Below are 17,532 nucleotides of genomic sequence, written 5' to 3' on the forward strand. Positions count from 1 at the left end.
GGACCTAGCCGAACTTGCCTTCGATGAACCGCCGGGCCTCGTCACTGCGCGCGGCGGTAAATATCTGCTCAGTCGGCCCGACCTCCAATAGGCGCCCCAAGTGGAAATATGCCACGCGGTCGGCGACGCGGCGCGCCTCCATCATCGAGTGGGTGACCACCACGATGGCATGATCGGGCTTCAGATCGACCATCAACTCCTCGACCTTGGCGGTCGCGATCGGGTCAATCGACCCGGTCGGCTCATCCATCAACAAGACCTCGGGCTGCGTACTGAGCGCGCGGGCGATGCACAACCGCTGCTGTTGACCGCCCGAAAGGTCAGCCCCATCCATATCATGCAGGTGGTCCTTCACCTCGTCCCAAAGATGCGCCCGGCGCAGGCAATCCTCCACATGCACCTCCAGATCGGCCTTGTTGCGCATCAACCCATGAATTTGCGCGCCATAGGCCACGTTTTTCCAAATGCTCGCGGGAAACGGATTGGGCTTTTGCGCGACCCAGCCGAACCGCCGCCGGTGCATTGGCGGGTCGATGCCCGGATCATGGATGTCCTGACCACTCATCTCGATCCGACCATCAATCACAACACCCCGCGTGCTGTCATGCATCCGGTTCAGGCACTTGAGGGCGGTGGATTTGCCACAGCCTGATGGCCCTATGAAGGCCAGTATCTCATTGGGAAAAAGATCGAAACTCACGTCGATCAAAGCATGCTTCTCGCCGTCGCCGTACCACAAATTGACGTTTTGCAGCGTCATGAGGGGCGGCTGGTTGCTGCGTGCTAGCGGCTGTTGAATCTCGTTGTGTTGGGTGTCGAACATCAGACCTCTCCATCTCGGGTTTGGCCTTATTGTCCGACAGCCTTGGAAGACTGCATTCGATCTAGATCAAGGAATCGGATTCTTCACAAAAACTTCACAGATCGCGCCGTCACTCGCCCAGCTTGGCATGCACCTCATCAAGGTCGATCTCACCAATGGGCATCTTGTTCGAAGGATCGTCAAAGTCGTATTTGAACAAGGCGAAATCGCGATGATAAATCTCTTTCACCAGATGCATCGAAAGATCGTCGAAATAATCTTCCACCGGATGTGCCCGCTTCGGCCCATGGCCTTCACTTTCGTTGAAGCGCGGGATCGTCTGCAAGTCCACGTCATGTTGCGTTTTGATCGCACCCAATACCTCGCCCATCCCGTCGTTGAAGGACTCGGTCCAGAAAATCTTGTCGTAGGTACCGCCATTTATGATGAACGTCGACACATGCCCCGACATCGCCGACCAGTGGATATCCGGGTCCATCGGCCGCCGCCAGCGGATGGTGTCGCGGGCGAACAACAGAAACCGGCGGAAGCTCTGGATCTGGTCGAACTCCTGCTTGCCATCCTCGCCGCCCACTTCAATCCCGTATTTCTGGATCAAAAGCGGCACCAGCTTCCCGCGATAGCGTTTGCCGTTGCGCTGAATGCCGCAAATCTTGTCGAAAAACGACGACAGGATGCGCGTGTAAGGGTTCCGCACACAGGTAAAAGCATAAGAAGTATGGGTTTTCACATTCGCCTTGATCAAAGGCTGGCTGTCTTCCCGCGCCCATTTGTGCAGGCCGGTTTCGGCATCGTGTATGTCACCATCAAAGAACTCGCCATGATCAGAATAATACATGATCTGACCAATGGTCGAACAGGCGCATTTCGGCACCACGCGATAGACCACGCTTTCGCTTTCGGTCATCCATGTTCCGGGAAATCCCATGCTCGCAGCCTCCGCTGTAAAATCCCTTTTTCGGGTTATTAGGTATTTAAACCTTTAAAAAATACAAAGAAACCCTGTTTATTCAGGGGCTGTTCAGGACTATCAATGTAAACAACAATACGAAAGAAGGTAAACTGTTTCGAGCATGGCAAAAATTGCGTTCATACTTCTGTGCCACAAGGATCCGGACGCGATCATCAAACAGGCCAATATGCTCACCGCAGCCGGTGACTATATGTCGATCCACTTCGACGCCCGCGCCAATCCCGAACACTTCACCAAAATCCGCGAAGCCCTTGCAGAAAACCCCAACGTCACCTTCGCCAAACGCCGTATCAAATGCGGCTGGGGCGAATGGTCCTTGGTGCAGGCCACGCTTTACGCGGTCGAGGCCGCGGTCGATCAATTCCCGCGCGCAACGCATTTCTACATGCTGTCCGGGGATTGCGCGGCGATCAAATCGGCCCACTATGCGCATGAATTCCTTGATGCCAACGATGTCGATTACATCGAAAGTTTTGATTATTTCGAAAGCGACTGGATCAAGACCGGCATGAAGGAAGAACGGCTGATCTACCGCCACTTCTTCAACGAACGCTCCCAGAAATGGCGCTTCTATGCCACGTTCAATCTGCAAAAGCGCCTGGGCCTCACCCGCAAGATCCCAAGCGATATACAGGTCCAGATCGGCAGCCAATGGTGGTGCCTGCGCCGCCGAACCATCGAATGGATCATCGACTTCACCCGCCGCCGCCGCGACGTTATGCGCTTTTTCCGCACCACATGGATTCCCGATGAAACCTTTTTCCAGACCTTGGTGCGCCACCTCGTGCCGGAAAAAGAAATCCGCACCCGAACCCTGACTTTCCTGATGTTCACCGACTACGGCATGCCGGTGACCTTTTACAACGATCACTACGACCTGCTACTCAGTCAGGATTTTCTTTTTGCCCGCAAGATCAGCCCCGAGGCAACCGAACTCAAAACCCGGCTGGGCGCGCTTTATGCCGATGACGACGCGGAGTTTCAGATATCCAACGAAGGCCGCAGCCTGTTCAGGTTTCTCAGTGGCCGGGGCCGCATCGGCCGTCGCTTCGCCACCCGCTTTTGGGAAACCGAAAGCACTCTAGGCCGCGATCGTGAGCTGATGATCGTGGTCTGCAAGAAGTGGCACGTTGGCAAGCGCCTGCTCGACAAGATCCGGCAACTGACCAACATTCCCACCGTCGAATACCTGTTCAACGAGGAATCGACCCCGCTTCCCGATCTCGGCGGTATTCAGGCCACCCTTGGCAAACGTACCCGCCATCGGCGCGCACTGATGCGTATGCTGTTCGACTACTACGACACCGACCGCCTGATCGTCTGCATGGATCCGGGCAACCTCGACCTTCTGCAAGATTTCTGCGGTGATCGGTCGACCACAAAGCTTTTGGAAATCCAAACCAAGTTTTCCGACGAATATCTCATCGGACACGCCATGCGCGTCGGCCTTGCCGGCGAGCAGACACCGGACGAAACGCTTGAACGCCTGCTGCCCACGATCCGCGCCGACATGGTCTTCGAATCCGACCGCATTCGCGATGCCGAATTCGAAAATCACAATATTCTGCGTGAGGGTGACCACACCGACCAGCACGCAAGCGCGATCGCCCCCTTTCTTGATGTTCCCCATGACAAGGCGCTAGAGATTGCGCAGACCGATCATCTCTTTGCCGATTAAGGACGTTCACATGCCCCATAGCTACGACGATCAGAACATCTTCGCCAAAATCCTGCGCGGTGAGATTCCGAACGACACAGTACTGGAAACCGAGCACAGCCTTGCCTTCAACGATATCCAACCACAGGCCCCTGTGCATGTTCTGGTGATCCCGAAAGGCCCCTACGTTTGCTACGATCACTTCGCGCAAACCGCGTCGGATGCCGAGATTCTCGATTACACTCGCGCCATTGGCGAGGTCTGCAAACTCAAGGGTGTCGAGGATGACGGCTTCCGCCTGATCTCGAACGCGGGAGAGGCCGGCGTGCAAGAGGTTCCGCACCTGCACGTGCATATCCTTGGCGGGCGCCCCTTGGGTCGAATGCTGCAAAAGGCCTGACCGCTCAGGCCTTTCCCTCCAATCCATCCGCTGCGGCGGCGCTTGCGCCGGGGATACGCATCTCGAAGGTGTCCCGCACCACGGTATAGTCGTAATAACCCATGCGCGCGATTGGCTGGATCTTGGGAATGTCCAGCTTGCCGTCAGGCGTGATAACGCCATCGTCCACGCGGATACGTTCGACCCGGCCATAGACGACATCCACCGTTCCCACGTCTGAATCCCCCGGTAGGCGGTGCGTGGACAGGTAACGGCATTCGAACTGCGCGGGGCTTTCCGCCACCCGCGCACAAGGGGCCTCCATGCAAGCTGCTTTCGTAACGCTCGCGGTTTCGAATTCATCCACCTCCCTAGCCACGGCCATGGCGGAACGGTTCACCGCCTCGCGCAAGTCCCAAGTGGCCATGTTCCACACGAACCACCCGGTTTGCTCGGCATTCACGACAGTATCCTTGCGCCGCCCGTCCGGGTACTGGTTGGCGGCGAACATCACCAGCGGCGGGTCGAATGTCAGGTTCTGCCATTGGCTGTAGGGGGCAAGGTTGTGCACCCCGTCACGACTGATCGTGGAAAGCCAGCCGATGGGCCGTGGCACGGTACAAGACTTGAACGGCGAAAACGGAAGCGGACAATCCTCTCGCCCCGGTGCATAGTCCATCTCAGGTCTCCTCGATCATCGTCAATGTCGCCTCACAGGGGCGTCCCTCATAGAACACGCGCAGCCCCTCACCAAAAACCGCATCGCCGTCCGCCGTTTCAAACAAGGTCAGGCAAGAGCGCAGCTTCATCGCATCCACCGGCCCAAGCACCGCCTCGGGCGTCTTGTCAGCATGGCTCAGCATGGCGCGCGTGATCTCAATCAATCGCGGCCCCAGCACGGGATGCGCCAAATAGGCCCGCGCCTCCTCCAGATCGGCAATGCCATAGCGCTGCGCCATCGCCGATTGGCCAAGCCCGCGCAACTGCGGAAAGATGAACCACATCCAATGGCCTTTTTTCGAGCCCGCTTGAATCTCCTCCAACGGGCCGGGCCAGACGCGCGCTTGCGCCTCCATGAACCGCTCAAGGCTCACCCCAGAATGCCGGGCAGGCGCAACCCGTGGTCCCGCGCGCACTCCTTGGCGATGTCATAGCCGGCATCGGCATGGCGCATCACGCCAGTCGCCGGATCGTTCCAAAGCACACGTTCCAAACGCCGCGCGGCATCTTCCGTCCCATCGGCACAGACAACCATGCCCGAATGCTGGCTGAACCCCATGCCAACCCCGCCACCGTGATGCAGGCTCACCCAAGTGGCCCCACTCGCGGTGTTGAGCAAGGCATTCAAAAGCGGCCAATCCGAAACCGCGTCCGATCCATCCTTCATCGCCTCGGTTTCACGGTTCGGGCTCGCAACCGAGCCCGAGTCCAGATGGTCCCGCCCAATCACCACCGGCGCCTTCAACTCGCCCTTGCGGACCATCTCGTTGAACGCCAGACCGGCCTTGTGCCGCTCGCCCAACCCGATCCAGCAAATCCGCGCCGGCAAGCCCTGAAAGGCGATCCGCTCTCTCGCCATATCCAGCCAGCGATGCAAATCGGCATGCTCGGGGAACAGTTCCTTCATCTTTTCGTCGGTGCGATAGATATCCTCCGGATCACCCGACAGCGCACACCACCGGAACGGCCCGATCCCACGGCAGAACAGCGGCCGGATGTAGGCCGGGACGAACCCCGGGAAGGCAAAGGCGTTCTCCAGCCCCTCCTCCTGCGCCACCTGCCGGATGTTGTTGCCATAATCCAGCGTCGGCACGCCCATGTTCCAGAAATCCACCATCGCCTGCACCTGCACCCGCATGGAGGCACGTGCAGCCGCTTCCACCGCCTTGGGGTCACTCTCCTGCTTGGCGCGCCACTCGGCCACGCTCCAGCCCTGCGGCAGGTATCCATGCACCGGATCATGCGCGCTTGTCTGGTCAGTAACGATATCCGGGCGCACGCCGCGCTTGACCAATTCGGCAAAAACATCCGCCGCATTGCCGATCAGACCCACCGATTTCGCCTCGCCCGCCTTGGTCCAGCGCTCTATCATCTCAAGCGCCGCGTCCAGGTCATGGGTGATTTCATCCAGATACCGCGTGCGCTGCCGGAACCTTGCGCGCTCTTCGTCGCACTCCACCGCCAAACAACACGCCCCGGCAAAGACCGCCGCCAAAGGCTGCGCCCCGCCCATACCACCAAGACCACCGGTCAGGATCCACCGGCCTTTCAGGTCACCGTCGTAATGCTGCCGCCCGGCCTCGGCGAAAGTCTCATATGTGCCCTGCACGATACCCTGCGTGCCGATGTAAATCCACGACCCGGCGGTCATCTGACCGTACATCATCAGGCCCTTCTTATCGAGTTCACTGAAATGATCCCAATTGGCCCAATGTGGTACGAGATTTGAATTGGCGATCAAAACGCGGGGTGCGTCTTTGTGGGTCTGGAACACCCCCACCGGTTTGCCCGACTGCACCAGAAGGGTTTCATCCTCCTCCAGCCCCTTCAGCGTCGAAACGATCCGGTCGAAATCGTCCCAGGTGCGCGCCGCCCGCCCGATACCGCCATAAACCACCAACTCATGCGGGTTCTCGGCCACATCCGGGTGCAGGTTGTTCATCAGCATCCGCATCGGCGCCTCTGTCACCCAATGCTTGGCGCTGATCTCGGTGCCGGTGTCGGGATAGATATCGCGGGTGTTGTGACGTGGGTCGGTCATGCCAATTCTCCTTCGCGTGCCAGTCGGTCCAGGGCTTCAAGGATAGCTTTCAAATGCGGGCGCAAAGCCTCGGCCCGCTCGTGCAGATACGGCCAAGGGGCGGCCTCTTCCATGTAACAGCGCTGCGCCAGTTCCATCTGGATCGCATGCAGCCCCGCCTCGGGCCGGCCATAATGCCGCGTTGTCCATCCGCCCTTGAACCGGCCGTTCAGCACCGTGTCATAGCCCTGTGCCGCACGGCACACCGCCTCCACAGCCTCCGCCACAGCAGGCGCACAGGTCGCCCCGTCGTTGGTGCCGATGTTGAAGGTGGGCAAACGGCCCTCAAAAAGATACGGAATCTCTGACCGGATCGAATGGCAATCATAAAGGATCGCCGCACCGTATGTGTCTCTGACCCGGCGCAATTCTGCCTCAAGTGCCGTATGATAGCGCGCGTGGTAAACCTCACGCCGATGCTCTACCTCGCCCCCCGAGGGCGGCACATCCCAGATCGGCTCCCCCTCGAAATCCGTCAGTGGGACCAAGCCGGTCGTGTTCTGCCCCGGATAAAGGCTCTGACCCGATGGGTCGCGATTTGCGTCGATCACGTACCGGTGAAAGGTGGCCCGCACCACCGTCGCCCCCGGCAAAAGACCGTTGTACAGCTTGTGAATGTTCCAATCAGTATCGGCCAAACCGCGCCCCCGGTCGTTCAGCTTGGCCCGTATCTCGGGTGGCACGAAAACCCCCGTATGCGGCATGCCCAGAACCACCGGGCCATCACCCCGGATCACCTCAACCGGCTCCATCACAGCGCCTCCAACTGCAAATCCACATCCGCCGCACGCACCAGATCACCCCCGGCAATCAAATCCGCCGCCGCCTGCAAATCCGGGGCAAGATAGCGGTCGGCCTCCAAGGCCGGCACGGCTTGCCGCAACCGGTCAATGACCTTTTGCAAAGGCACACTTGTCTTCAAAGGCGCACGAAATCCGATGCCCTGCGCGCCACAAATCGCCTCGACCCCCAGAATGGTGTTGAGGTTGGCATTCATCCGCATCAACCGCCGTGCGGCATGGGCGGCCATACTCACATGGTCCTCTTGGTTGGCGCTGGTCGGCGTGCTGTCCGTGGTGCACGGATTGGCCAGATGCTTGTTCTCGCTCATCAAGGCGGCGGTCGTCACCTCGGCGATCATCAGGCCCGAGTTCAACCCCGGCTCCGGCGTCAGGAAGGGCGGCAGATCGAAACTCAACGACGGGTCCACCATCAAGGCCACGCGCCGCTGTGCAATCGCGCCCAGTTCGGCAATCGCCATGGCGATCTGATCGGCGGCAAAGCCCACCGGCTCGGCATGGAAATTCCCGCCCGAAACGATGCGGCCTTCCTCCACCAGAACCAGCGGATTGTCCGTCACCGCATTGGCTTCGATCTCAAGCACCTCACCGGCCCGGCGCAACAGGTCAATCGCGGCCCCGCTCACCTGCGCCTGACAGCGGATGCAGTAAGGGTCCTGCACGCGGCTGTCCCCCTCGCGATGGCTTTCGCGAATTTCGCTGCCCGCCATCAAATCGCGTTGCGCCCGCGCAGCGGCGATTTGCCCGGGATGCCCGCGCAGTGTGTGAATGGCCTCCACCAAGGGTGCGGTCGATCCCATGATCGCATCCGTTGACAACCCCGCGGTCACGATACACCCGGCAGCATTGCGCCACGCACCCCATAACCCGACAAGCGCGCAAGCCGTCGAAAACTGCGTCCCGTTAATCAGGGCCAGCCCCTCCTTGGGGCCAAGCACGATGGGCCTTAGCCCAGCACGCTCCAGAGCCTCCGCACCGCTCAAGCGCGCACCATCGAACCATGCTTCACCCTCACCAATCATCACGGCCGCCAAATGTGCCAAAGGCGCCAGATCACCAGAGGCCCCGACCGATCCCTGATCCGGCACAACCGGCACAACATCGGCCTCAAGCATGTCTTCGATCAAACGTACCGTGCCCCACGCCACACCCGAGGCACCGCGCCCCAGTGACATGAGCTTGAGCACCATCATCAACCGCACGGTCGGGGCATCCAAGGGCTGTCCCACGCCACAACAATGCGACAGGATCAGGTTCCGCTGAAGCGCTTCGGTCTGTTCAGGCGGAATCTTGACGCTTGCCAGTTTGCCAAAACCGGTGTTCACGCCATACACCGCCGCCTCCCCCTCGGCGGCGCGACGCACCAGATCGCAGGCGGCCTCAACCTGCGGCTTCACCGATGGATCCAACCGCGCAGGCAAACCCCCGCGCCAGATCGCCTCAAGCTCTGCCAGACGCACTGCGCCGGGTTGCAAGACCGCGCTCATCCCTCACCTCCAAAAATCCGCCGGTAGAGCGGGTTATACCCAATCCGATAGGCCAGCTCGGCAGGCTTCCCGACATCCCAGATCGCAAGATCGGCCCGCTGGCCCGGCGCGATGGCGCCCGTGTCTTGCAAACCCAAGGCGCGCGCGGCATGTCGCGTCACCCCGGCCAAGGCCTCCTCGGGCGTCATCCGAAACAGCGTGCAGCCCATGTTCATCGTCAGAAGCAGCGACGCCATGGGCGAAGACCCCGGATTGCAATCGGTCGCCAAAGCCATCGCCACGCCATGCGCGCGAAACGCCTCGATCGGCGGTGCCTGGGTCTCGCGCAGGGTATAGAACGCGCCGGGCAAGATCACCGCCACGCTGCCCGCCTCGGCCATGGCGCGGGCATCTGCCTCTGTGGCGTACTCCACGTGATCCGCCGACAAGGCCCCGTATCTCGTGGCCAGTTGCACACCACCCTGATGCGACAACTGCTCGGCATGAAGTTTAACCGGCAGGCTCAAATCGCGCGCCGCGGCAAAAAGCGGCTCCAGCTCTGCGGCAGAAAAGGCAATGCCCTCGCAAAACCCGTCGACAGCATCAACCAAACGCTCGGCGGCAGCTTGGCGCAAGGCAGGCAAACACACCTCTTCGATATACGCGGCGTTACGTCCCGCATACTCCGCAGGCACCGCATGCGCACCAAGGAAGCTGGTTTTCACCCGAACAGGCCGCAGCCGCTCAATCGCCCGCGCCGCCCGCAACATCCGAAGCTCGGTCTCGACATCCAAACCATAGCCGGATTTGACTTCAATGGCGGTGACACCCTCGGAAATCAGAGCATCCGCGAACCGAAGCGCACCAGACAGTAAGGCCTCCTCGCTTGCCGCCCGCGTCGCCTTGACGGTCGAAACGATCCCGCCCCCGGCGCGGGCGACCTCCTCGTAACTTGCGCCTTCAAGTCGCATCTCGAACTCACCGGCCCGGTCGCCGCCATGCACAATATGCGTGTGGCAATCAATCAAACCAGGCGTGACGAGACGACCCCCCAAATCCTCACGCGGCCCATCTTGGTCAGCCGGCAAATCAGCTTCCGGCCCGACCCATGCGATGCGCCCGTCACGCACCACGACGGCGGCCTCCCGGATCAAACCATAGGGCTCACGCCCGGTCATCGTCGCCACTGTTGCATTGCTCAGGATCATTCGCGCCGCCTGTTGAATTCCGACTCGTTTGATGTCATTATGTATATACATATTAATTCCGTCAACACGAGACCTGCCGATGACAACCCTCTGGTCCCCCATGGCCCTTCTGCCCCACGGTTGGGCCAACAACGTCGCGGTCGAGATCGACAACACCGGACGCATCGCATCGGTCACGACCAACCAACCGGAAAAAGGCCAACGCACCGGCCCGCTCGTGCCCGCGCCGGTGAACGTGCATTCCCATGCCTTCCAACGCGCCATGGCTGGCCTGACCGAGTACCGTGGCCCCGAAGGTCAAGATAGCTTCTGGTCGTGGCGCCGCCTGATGTACCGCTTTCTTGATCGGCTCACCCCTGATCATGTGCAGGCCATCGCGGCCCTCGTCCAAATGGAAATGCTGGAAGCGGGCTATGCCACCAACGCGGAGTTTCACTACCTCCATCACGCACCGGGCGGCCAACCCTATACCATCCTCACCGAAATGGCCGATCGCATCATCGCCGCCTCCGACCAATCCGGCATTGGCCTCACGATCCTACCCGTGCTTTACCGCTTCGGCGGCTGCGACGGACGCGCACTGACCACTGGCCAAGACCGCTTCGGCAATACGCCAGATCAATTCGCCCAACTGATTGAGGATCTCAACCAAAGCGTTGCAAACCACCCAGATGCCAACCTAGGCATCGCGCCACACAGCCTGCGCGCCATTGCGCCGGAGGATCTGAAAACAGTCTCTGATATTGCCCAAACCGGCCCAATCCACATGCACATCGCCGAGCAACAGGCCGAGGTGGACGAGGTGCAATCCGCCCTCGGCGCACGCCCCGTGGAATGGCTTTTGGCCAATGCCGATATCACCGATCAATGGTGCCTCATCCACTGCACCCAAATGCAACCGCATGAAACCAAGGGGCTGGCCCAAGCCGGGGCCGTGGCGGGCCTCTGCCCGATCACCGAAAGCAGCTTGGGCGACGGGATATTCGACGGCGTGAACTGGATGAACCATGACGGGCACATCGCCATAGGCTCGGATTCCAACATCCGCATTTCCCTGTCCGAAGAACTCCGCACGCTGGAGTATTCCCAACGCCTGCGCGATCACTCGCGCGCCGCGCTCGCCACGGCGAACCATTCCACCGGCCGCAGCTTGTTCGAGGCCGCCTGCACGGGCGGCGCAAAGGCCGCAGGCCGCGCCACCGGCCAAATCGCCCCCGGTCTCTGGGCCGACCTCTTGGCGCTTGACGGTGAACATATTGACCTCTTGGGGCAAACTGGCGACAGCCTGCTCGATAGCTACATCTTCGCTGGCTCCGACCGAATGGTGCGAGATGTCTGGTCCGCTGGCCGCCACATGGTGCAAAACGGCCGCCACATCGCCCGCGACAGTATCGTTCAAGCCTACCGCAAGGCCATCACCCCCCTGCGCGAGGCGCTATGACCGACCAATTCAACACATGGCAAGCCATCCAGGGAGAAGTGCTGCGCCGTATTCACGCCCGCGATTGGCCTCCCGGTCACCCTCTCCCGAACGAAGTTGACCTTGCCGCCGAATTCGGCTGCGCCCGCGCCACCGTCAACCGCGCCCTGCGCGCCTTGGCCGAGGATGGCATTCTCGAACGCCGCCGCAAGGCCGGAACGCGCGTGGCCCTGCACCCCGTAAGCCGCGCAACACTGGACATCCCCATCATCCGGCAGGAGATCGAAGCGCAGGGCAAGACGCATGACTATACCCTTCTATCGCGTGTCACAGGGGATCATCCGATTTGCGGCAAGGCCCTGCATATCACCGCGCTGCATCGCGCCGACGGCGCGCCTTTCGCGCTCGAAGATCGCTGGATCAGCCTTGCCACCGTGCCACAGGCCACGTCACAACCCTTCGCAACCCACAGCGCCAACGAATGGCTCTTGGCACATGTTCCCTACACCCACGGCGATATCACCTTCTCGGCCCAACCCGCCAAAGCGTCGGAGGCCGAACACCTGAAAACAACCCCCGGTGCGCCGCTCTTCATCACAGACCGTACCACTTGGGATCACGACAGGCCGGTCACCGTCGTCCGCCTGTTCTATGCACCGGGCTACAGCATCCGCACAACGATTGGCGAACGGCCTTAAGCCACGCGCTTCTGTTTGGACAGTTGTACCGCCAGAATGCCGCCCATGATCACCGCAACGCCCAAGCCTTCGCGCAGGCCCAATTGCTCCCCAAGGATTATCGCGGCAATCGCCACACCCAAAAAGGGGTTCAGGAAGTGGAAGGTTGCCGCCTTGACCGCCCCGATCCGGTTGACCAGCAAAAACCAAACCAGCGTTGCCGCCAAGCCGGGCACAAGCGTGGTATAGGCAAAGGCCGCGATCAGCGTCCAACTCCAATCGACCTCGATTGTCTCAAGGCCCAGTGCCGCACCACCCAGAACCACGCTGCCGACCAACATCTGCAACCCCACGATCATCAGGAAGTTCCCGCCCGACGTGGCCCCGCGCACCGCCAAGGTGGCGAAGGTCAGGGCAATCACCCCGGCCACGCAAAGGCCAAGGCCGTACATATCCACGCCACCACTCAAACGCGCGCCCATGATAATCACCACACCGGCGACCCCGGCCAAAAGGCCGATCAGGCCCAGCGCGCCAATCCGTTCCCCGAAAATCAACCACCCGGCCAAGCCCACCAACAAGGGCATGGTCGAGGCGATGATCGCCGCCAAACTGGCCTCGATCGTCTGCATGGCCACAAAGTTCAGCCCCAGATAAAGCGCGTTCTGGCAAATCCCGAAGATGATCGTCGCACGCCATTGCCCGCGCGTCAGGTGCCAGCTTTGCCCAAGCATCCGGGCGATCAGCACCCCCAAAAGCCCCGAGATCAAAAACCGCAGGCTCAGCGCCGTCAAAGGCGGGGCCGCGGCCACGATGATCCGCGCCGAGGTAAAGGCGCTGGACCACATCACCGCAAAGGCGACCCCCATGACGATTGCGCGAATATCCATGCCTGCCCTCGATTCTCATGACCCCAAATGAAAAGGGCCGCCTTATGGGCGACCCTTCCCTGAAACTTACAGTAGATGCAAGATCAGCCGTTGACGCTGTCTTTCAGCGCCTTGGCGATGGTCATCTTCACCACCTTGTCGGCGTCTTTCTTGATCTGCTCACCGGTGGCAGGGTTGCGTACCATGCGCTCGGGGCGCTCGCGGCAATAAATTTTGCCGACGCCCGGCAGGGTCACGGCGCCGCCGTTCGAAACTTCCCGGGTGATAATGTTGATGATCGAGTCCAGCGCGCCGCTGGCGGATTTCTTGTCGGTGCCCATTTCTTCGGCCAGTGCCGCAACAAGCTGGGTTTTGGTCATCGGTTTTGCCATTTTCTGGTCTCCTGTGTCTGCCCGTCTCTTGGGCCTCATGCGCGTGATTTAACTGTATATAGCGATTAAACACAATGAATAGTGGGCAAAGGCAAGCCGATTTCCTGCATTTTGTCACGATTTTCTTCGGATTTTCCCCTATAAAAACGCGGTTTCCTCGAAACTCCGCAGTTTCCGGCTGTGAATCCGCTCCAATGGCATGGTCGCCAGGGTCTCCATGGCGCGGATTCCGATCATCAGATGCCGCGCCACCTGCGCCTTGTAAAAATCGCTCGCCATGCCGGGCAGTTTCAATTCCCCATGAAGCGGCTTGTCACTCACACACAACAGCGTCCCGTAAGGCACACGAAACCGAAACCCGTTGGCCGCGATCGTGGCACTTTCCATGTCCAAGGCAATCGCCCGGCTTTGGCTTAATCGCTGCACCGGGCCGGTATGTTCGCGCAGTTCCCAATTGCGGTTGTCGAAACTGGCCACCGTACCGGTCCGCATCACCCGCTTCAGGTCATAGCCTTCAAGCTCGGTTTCATGCGCCACCGCCTGCTCCAACGCGATCTGGATTTCCGCCAAGGCCGGGATCGGCACCCACGCGGGCAGGTCCGCGTCCAACACCCGGTCCTCCCGCAAATAGGCATGCGCCAGCACGAAATCGCCCAACTGCTGCGAATTGCGCAACCCCGCGCAATGCCCCACCATAACCCAGGCATGCGGCCGCAACACGGCGATATGATCCGTCGCCGTCTTCGCATTCGACGGCCCCACCCCAATATTGACCAAGGTAATCCCCGACCCATCGGCGCGCTTGAGGTGATAGGTCGGCATTTGCGGCAGCTTGGCAGGCACCTGCAAATCCTCATCCGGCCCAGTGATCTCGGCATTCCCGGTGCCCACAAAGGCGGTATAGCCACTCTGCGGATCGCCCAGCGCCCGGCGCGCAAAGGCTTCGAACTCGCTGACGTAAAACTGGTAGTTGGTGAACAACACATGGTTCTGAAAATGACCGGGGTCAGTGGCCGTGTAATGCTCCAACCGCGCCAGCGAATAATCCACCCGCTGCGCGGTAAAGGGTGCCAAAGGCCCCACACCATCCGGCCCCGACTGGAAAATCCCGTTCACGATGTCATCATTCGTCGTCGCCAGATCGGGCACGTCAAAGACATCGCGCAGCGTGAATTGCGCCGCCCCCTCCTGCGGCACGGTCATGCCCGGGTCATTGGCCACCGCGAAATGCACCGGCATCGGCGTGTCGGACACGCCGATTTCCACCGGCACCTCATGATTGGTCAGCAACAGCCCGATCTGCTGCTCAAGATAATTGCGAAACAAAGCGGGCCGCGTCACCGTCGCCGCATGGGTGCCGGGGTTGGCCACATGGCCAAAGCTCAAGCGGCTGTCCACCTGAGCATGGCTTTGCGTGGTAATGCGGATTTCAGGATAGTAGGCCCGCATTCGGGCCTGCGGTACATCCCCCGCCATGGCCCCTCGAAAGGCATCGCACAGATACGCAACCGCCCGGTCATAGAGCAATTCCAATCGCTCCACGGCTGCCGCCGCGTCGGTAAACCCCTCGCGCGGGGGCACCTCGGGCACCGAAACCTGAGGATCATCGCTCACCATTCGCTTTCCTTTCGACACCTGTCGCTTGGGCACGTTGACACGGGCCAGAGGCGCAATCAACCTGACCGCATCCTTTATCTACGCGAGGCAACCATGGATTTCGAAACCGTCAGCCCGGAAGACTTCGGTGCCTCGCTTCGCGGCTTTGGCTTCAATATCCTCGTCACCGACGTGCCGCGCACCGCCCGGTTCCTGGAGGCTGTCTTCGGCATGACAGCCCATCGCCTGAGCAAGGATTTCGCAATCATGTCCCAAGGTAGGAGCATCCTGCAACTGCATGCCGATGGCACATATGCCGAGAACCCGCTGCTGAGCCTGCTGCCCGAAAACCCACCGCGCGGCGCAGGCATCGAAATTCGGCTATATGATTGCGACCCCGAGATGGCCGCCGCCCGTGCCGAAGAGGCCGGCGGCACAATCCTCCAAGCTCCCAGTGACAAACCACACGGGTTGCGCGAATGCTATATCCTGTGTCCCGATGGTTATTGCTGGGTTCCGTCAAGGCCAAAGGCCTGAACTGCGCCTCAACCCATTGACTTCGGCACCACCCTCGCTGACCCTTTCGTCAAACCGTGAAAGGAAACACCCATGAACGCACCGAAACAAACCGCCAATCTCACGCATTGGCAAGAACGGGTCGATCTGGCTGCCGCCTTCCGCTGGACGGCACGCCTCAACATGCACGAAGGTGTGGCCAACCACTTCAGCCTGTCGATCAACGACGATGGCACGCGGTTCCTGATGAACCCCAACCAGATGCATTTTTCCCGCATCAAGGCCTCCGACCTGATCGAGGTCGACGCCAACGACCCCGACACCCTCAACAACCCCGGCGCCCCCGATCCCACCGCTTGGGGGTTGCACGGCGGGCTGCATCGCCATTGCCCGCACGCCCGCTGCGCCATGCATGTGCATTCCATCCACGCCACGGTTCTGGCCACATTGGCCGATAGCAACCTGCCCCCCATCGACCAGAACTGCGCCACCTTCTTCAATCGCTACGTGATTGACGACCACTACGGCGGGTTGGCCTTCGAGGATGAGGGCGAACGCTGCGCCCAGCTTTTCAATGACCCCAAGAAAAAGGTGATGATCATGGGCAACCACGGCGTCATGGTCATCGGCGATACCGTCGCCGAAACCTTCAACCGCCTCTATTACTTCGAACGCGCCGCCGAAACCTACATCCGCGCCCTGCAAACCGGGCAGCCCCTGCGCGTTCTGTCGGATGACGTGGCCGAGAAAACCGCACAAGAGCTGGAAGGCTACCCCGAACAGGACGAACGCCATTTGGCTGAACTCAAGGCGATCCTGGACGAGGAAGGCGATAAATACGCCAGTTGAAACAAGACATCGCCATCAAGGTGGAAAGCCGCGCCATCGGCGGGCCGCGGCGCGGCGACCCAACGAAAGTCATATAGCACTTTATCCCAGTAACTGGCGCGTGACTGACAGGCAGTGCGCGAAACTGTCCCAATCGCCGGGCCGTGGGTGCGGCCCGCCGATGGCGCGGCGGCGCTGCGCGCCTTGATCCCGCGCCTTTCATTCCCCCTTGCCTTTCGCCGCCAACTGCCCAATTCATCCCACATGACCAAAACACTTCTCTCCTTCGGCCATGGCTATTCCGCCCGCGCCCTTGCCCGCCGCCTTGTCCCACAAGGCTGGCGCATCTATGGCACCACCCGCAGCGCAGATAAGGCCGAGGCCCTGCGCGCCGAAGGCGTGATCCCGGTGCTCTGGCCCGATGGCGACCTGACCCAAGCCTTCGCCGAGGCCACACACCTGCTCATTTCCGCCGGCCCCAATGACGAGGGCGATCCGACGCTGAATCACTACCGCGACGAGATCACCGAAATCGCCCCCCGGCTCGACTGGGCGGGCTACCTCTCCACCACCGGCGTCTATGGCGATCACCAAGGCGGGTGGGTGACAGAGGATACCCCCCTCACCCCCTCCACCAAACGCGGCCACCTGCGCGTGCAGGCCGAAGCCGATTGGCAAACCATCCCTGACCTGCCGCTGCACATCTTCCGGCTGGCGGGCATCTACGGCCCCGGTCGCGGACCCTTCGCCAAGGTCCGCCAAGGCACCGCGCGCCGCATCGTCAAAGAGGGGCAGGTCTTTAGCCGCATCCATGTGGATGACATCGCGCAGGTGCTTGAGGCCTCGATCAACCGGCCCAACCCCGGTGCCGCCTATAACGTCTGCGATAATGACCCGGCGCCGCCACAGGATGTCATCGGCTACGCCGCCAAGCTCCTCGGCGCACCACTCCCCCCCAAAGAAGACTTCGAGACCGCCGAGATGACACCCATGGCCCGCAGCTTCTATGCCGAGTCAAAACGCGTCGATAACACCCGGATGAAAGACGAACTGGGCGTTGACCTCATCTACCCTGACTATCGCAGAGGGCTAAAGGCGCTCCTCGCCGAATCCGACTGACCTCAGCGA

At 60.8% G+C, this 17,532-nt stretch carries 18 protein-coding genes; 7 read left to right on the top strand and 11 right to left on the bottom strand.

Annotated features, from left to right (window positions below):
* Positions 1–4 precede the first annotated feature (4 nt).
* Both QZ498_RS00850 and QZ498_RS00855 read right to left on the bottom strand, forming a co-directional pair.
* Positions 5–760 (bottom strand): phosphate ABC transporter ATP-binding protein, encoded by a 756-nt coding sequence (locus QZ498_RS00850; protein WP_294619374.1) that lies wholly within the window; start codon positions 758–760, stop codon positions 5–7.
* A 172-nt stretch (positions 761–932) separates the two neighbouring features.
* Positions 933–1,751 carry a sulfotransferase family protein gene (locus QZ498_RS00855; protein ID WP_294619262.1) on the bottom strand — a complete coding sequence of 273 codons (819 nt, stop codon included), beginning with the start codon at positions 1,749–1,751 and terminating at the stop codon, positions 933–935.
* A gap of 145 nt (positions 1,752–1,896) precedes the next feature.
* On the opposite strand from QZ498_RS00855, the gene QZ498_RS00860 reads away from it, so the two are divergent.
* Both QZ498_RS00860 and QZ498_RS00865 read left to right on the top strand, forming a co-directional pair.
* The gene (locus QZ498_RS00860; RefSeq protein ID WP_294619264.1) at positions 1,897–3,474 is read left to right on the top strand and encodes a DUF5928 domain-containing protein; all 1,578 of its coding nucleotides are present in this window, start codon (positions 1,897–1,899) and stop codon (positions 3,472–3,474) included.
* Positions 3,475–3,484: 10 nt separating this feature from the next.
* Positions 3,485–3,853, top strand: a complete 369-nt coding sequence (locus tag QZ498_RS00865) for a histidine triad nucleotide-binding protein (protein ID WP_294619266.1) — start codon at positions 3,485–3,487, stop codon at positions 3,851–3,853.
* A gap of 4 nt (positions 3,854–3,857) precedes the next feature.
* On the opposite strand, the gene QZ498_RS00870 is transcribed toward QZ498_RS00865, so the two are convergent.
* Genes QZ498_RS00870 through hutI form a run of 6 tightly spaced genes read right to left on the bottom strand, consistent with a single transcriptional unit; the run spans position 3,858 to position 10,106 of the window.
* Positions 3,858–4,511, bottom strand: coding sequence for a flavin reductase family protein (locus QZ498_RS00870; protein WP_294619268.1), 654 nt, complete (start codon positions 4,509–4,511; stop codon positions 3,858–3,860).
* A gap of 1 nt (position 4,512) precedes the next feature.
* Positions 4,513–4,968 carry a DUF1810 domain-containing protein gene (locus QZ498_RS00875; RefSeq protein WP_367117608.1) on the bottom strand — a complete coding sequence of 152 codons (456 nt, stop codon included), beginning with the start codon at positions 4,966–4,968 and terminating at the stop codon, positions 4,513–4,515.
* On the bottom strand, positions 4,923–6,593 hold the full coding sequence (gene hutU / locus QZ498_RS00880) for a urocanate hydratase (RefSeq protein ID WP_294619272.1): 1,671 nt from the start codon (positions 6,591–6,593) through the stop codon (positions 4,923–4,925). The genes QZ498_RS00875 and hutU overlap by 46 nt, the downstream gene beginning before the upstream one ends.
* Positions 6,590–7,384 (bottom strand): N-formylglutamate deformylase, encoded by a 795-nt coding sequence (gene hutG, locus QZ498_RS00885; RefSeq protein ID WP_294619275.1) that lies wholly within the window; start codon positions 7,382–7,384, stop codon positions 6,590–6,592. Before hutG ends, hutU begins: the two co-directional genes overlap by 4 nt.
* Positions 7,384–8,919: a histidine ammonia-lyase gene (gene hutH, locus QZ498_RS00890; RefSeq protein WP_294619277.1), complete on the bottom strand. Its 1,536-nt coding sequence runs from the start codon at positions 8,917–8,919 to the stop codon at positions 7,384–7,386. The genes hutG and hutH overlap by 1 nt, the downstream gene beginning before the upstream one ends.
* A complete protein-coding gene (gene hutI / locus QZ498_RS00895; protein ID WP_294619279.1) occupies positions 8,916–10,106 on the bottom strand; it encodes an imidazolonepropionase in 1,191 nt (396 codons plus the stop codon). The genes hutH and hutI overlap by 4 nt, the downstream gene beginning before the upstream one ends.
* A 79-nt stretch (positions 10,107–10,185) precedes the next feature.
* Between hutI and QZ498_RS00900 the strand changes: the two genes are divergently transcribed.
* Complete coding sequence (locus tag QZ498_RS00900; RefSeq protein WP_294619281.1) at positions 10,186–11,547, top strand: formimidoylglutamate deiminase; 1,362 nt, start codon at positions 10,186–10,188, stop codon at positions 11,545–11,547.
* Positions 11,544–12,224 (top strand): UTRA domain-containing protein, encoded by a 681-nt coding sequence (locus QZ498_RS00905; protein WP_294619283.1) that lies wholly within the window; start codon positions 11,544–11,546, stop codon positions 12,222–12,224. The genes QZ498_RS00900 and QZ498_RS00905 overlap by 4 nt, the downstream gene beginning before the upstream one ends.
* Here the strand turns inward: QZ498_RS00905 and QZ498_RS00910 are convergent.
* The 3 genes from QZ498_RS00910 to QZ498_RS00920 all read right to left on the bottom strand — a co-directional run bounded on the left by QZ498_RS00910 (position 12,221) and on the right by QZ498_RS00920 (position 15,078).
* Positions 12,221–13,093, bottom strand: coding sequence for a DMT family transporter (locus tag QZ498_RS00910; protein WP_294619285.1), 873 nt, complete (start codon positions 13,091–13,093; stop codon positions 12,221–12,223). The genes QZ498_RS00905 and QZ498_RS00910 overlap by 4 nt on opposite strands.
* Before the next feature lie 83 nt (positions 13,094–13,176).
* Entirely contained in the window at positions 13,177–13,464 is a 288-nt protein-coding gene (locus QZ498_RS00915; RefSeq protein ID WP_294619287.1) for an HU family DNA-binding protein, read from the bottom strand.
* Positions 13,465–13,602: 138 nt separating this feature from the next.
* Complete coding sequence (locus tag QZ498_RS00920; RefSeq protein WP_294619289.1) at positions 13,603–15,078, bottom strand: AMP nucleosidase; 1,476 nt, start codon at positions 15,076–15,078, stop codon at positions 13,603–13,605.
* 96 nt (positions 15,079–15,174) lie between these two features.
* Here QZ498_RS00920 and QZ498_RS00925 point away from each other — a divergent pair, with 96 nt between their 5' ends.
* The 3 genes from QZ498_RS00925 (at position 15,175) to QZ498_RS00935 (ending at position 17,523) form a co-directional block, all read left to right on the top strand.
* On the top strand, positions 15,175–15,597 hold the full coding sequence (locus QZ498_RS00925; protein WP_294619291.1) for a VOC family protein: 423 nt from the start codon (positions 15,175–15,177) through the stop codon (positions 15,595–15,597).
* 72 nt (positions 15,598–15,669) lie between these two features.
* Positions 15,670–16,425 carry a class II aldolase and adducin N-terminal domain-containing protein gene (locus QZ498_RS00930; protein WP_294619293.1) on the top strand — a complete coding sequence of 252 codons (756 nt, stop codon included), beginning with the start codon at positions 15,670–15,672 and terminating at the stop codon, positions 16,423–16,425.
* Between the two features lie 243 nt (positions 16,426–16,668).
* Positions 16,669–17,523 (top strand): SDR family oxidoreductase, encoded by an 855-nt coding sequence (locus QZ498_RS00935; protein WP_294619377.1) that lies wholly within the window; start codon positions 16,669–16,671, stop codon positions 17,521–17,523.
* Positions 17,524–17,532: the final 9 nt, after the last annotated feature.

Origin of the sequence: uncultured Roseovarius sp., from assembly GCF_913057115.1 — a bacterium.
Lineage (GTDB): Bacteria > Pseudomonadota > Alphaproteobacteria > Rhodobacterales > Rhodobacteraceae > Roseovarius.

Coding starts and splice junctions, on each gene's coding strand:
- hutH (WP_294619277.1), bottom strand. CDS start 8,919: ATGAGCGCGGTCTTGCAACCCGGCGCAGTGCGTCTGGCAGAGCTTGAG.
- hutG (WP_294619275.1), bottom strand. CDS start 7,384: ATGGAGCCGGTTGAGGTGATCCGGGGTGATGGCCCGGTGGTTCTGGGC.
- hutI (WP_294619279.1), bottom strand. CDS start 10,106: ATGATCCTGAGCAATGCAACAGTGGCGACGATGACCGGGCGTGAGCCC.
- QZ498_RS00855 (WP_294619262.1), bottom strand. CDS start 1,751: ATGGGATTTCCCGGAACATGGATGACCGAAAGCGAAAGCGTGGTCTAT.
- QZ498_RS00870 (WP_294619268.1), bottom strand. CDS start 4,511: ATGGACTATGCACCGGGGCGAGAGGATTGTCCGCTTCCGTTTTCGCCG.
- QZ498_RS00930 (WP_294619293.1), top strand. CDS start 15,670: ATGAACGCACCGAAACAAACCGCCAATCTCACGCATTGGCAAGAACGG.
- QZ498_RS00925 (WP_294619291.1), top strand. CDS start 15,175: ATGGATTTCGAAACCGTCAGCCCGGAAGACTTCGGTGCCTCGCTTCGC.
- QZ498_RS00850 (WP_294619374.1), bottom strand. CDS start 760: ATGACGCTGCAAAACGTCAATTTGTGGTACGGCGACGGCGAGAAGCAT.
- QZ498_RS00905 (WP_294619283.1), top strand. CDS start 11,544: ATGACCGACCAATTCAACACATGGCAAGCCATCCAGGGAGAAGTGCTG.
- QZ498_RS00900 (WP_294619281.1), top strand. CDS start 10,186: ATGACAACCCTCTGGTCCCCCATGGCCCTTCTGCCCCACGGTTGGGCC.
- QZ498_RS00865 (WP_294619266.1), top strand. CDS start 3,485: ATGCCCCATAGCTACGACGATCAGAACATCTTCGCCAAAATCCTGCGC.
- QZ498_RS00915 (WP_294619287.1), bottom strand. CDS start 13,464: ATGGCAAAACCGATGACCAAAACCCAGCTTGTTGCGGCACTGGCCGAA.
- hutU (WP_294619272.1), bottom strand. CDS start 6,593: ATGACCGACCCACGTCACAACACCCGCGATATCTATCCCGACACCGGC.
- QZ498_RS00860 (WP_294619264.1), top strand. CDS start 1,897: ATGGCAAAAATTGCGTTCATACTTCTGTGCCACAAGGATCCGGACGCG.
- QZ498_RS00935 (WP_294619377.1), top strand. CDS start 16,669: ATGACCAAAACACTTCTCTCCTTCGGCCATGGCTATTCCGCCCGCGCC.
- QZ498_RS00910 (WP_294619285.1), bottom strand. CDS start 13,093: ATGGATATTCGCGCAATCGTCATGGGGGTCGCCTTTGCGGTGATGTGG.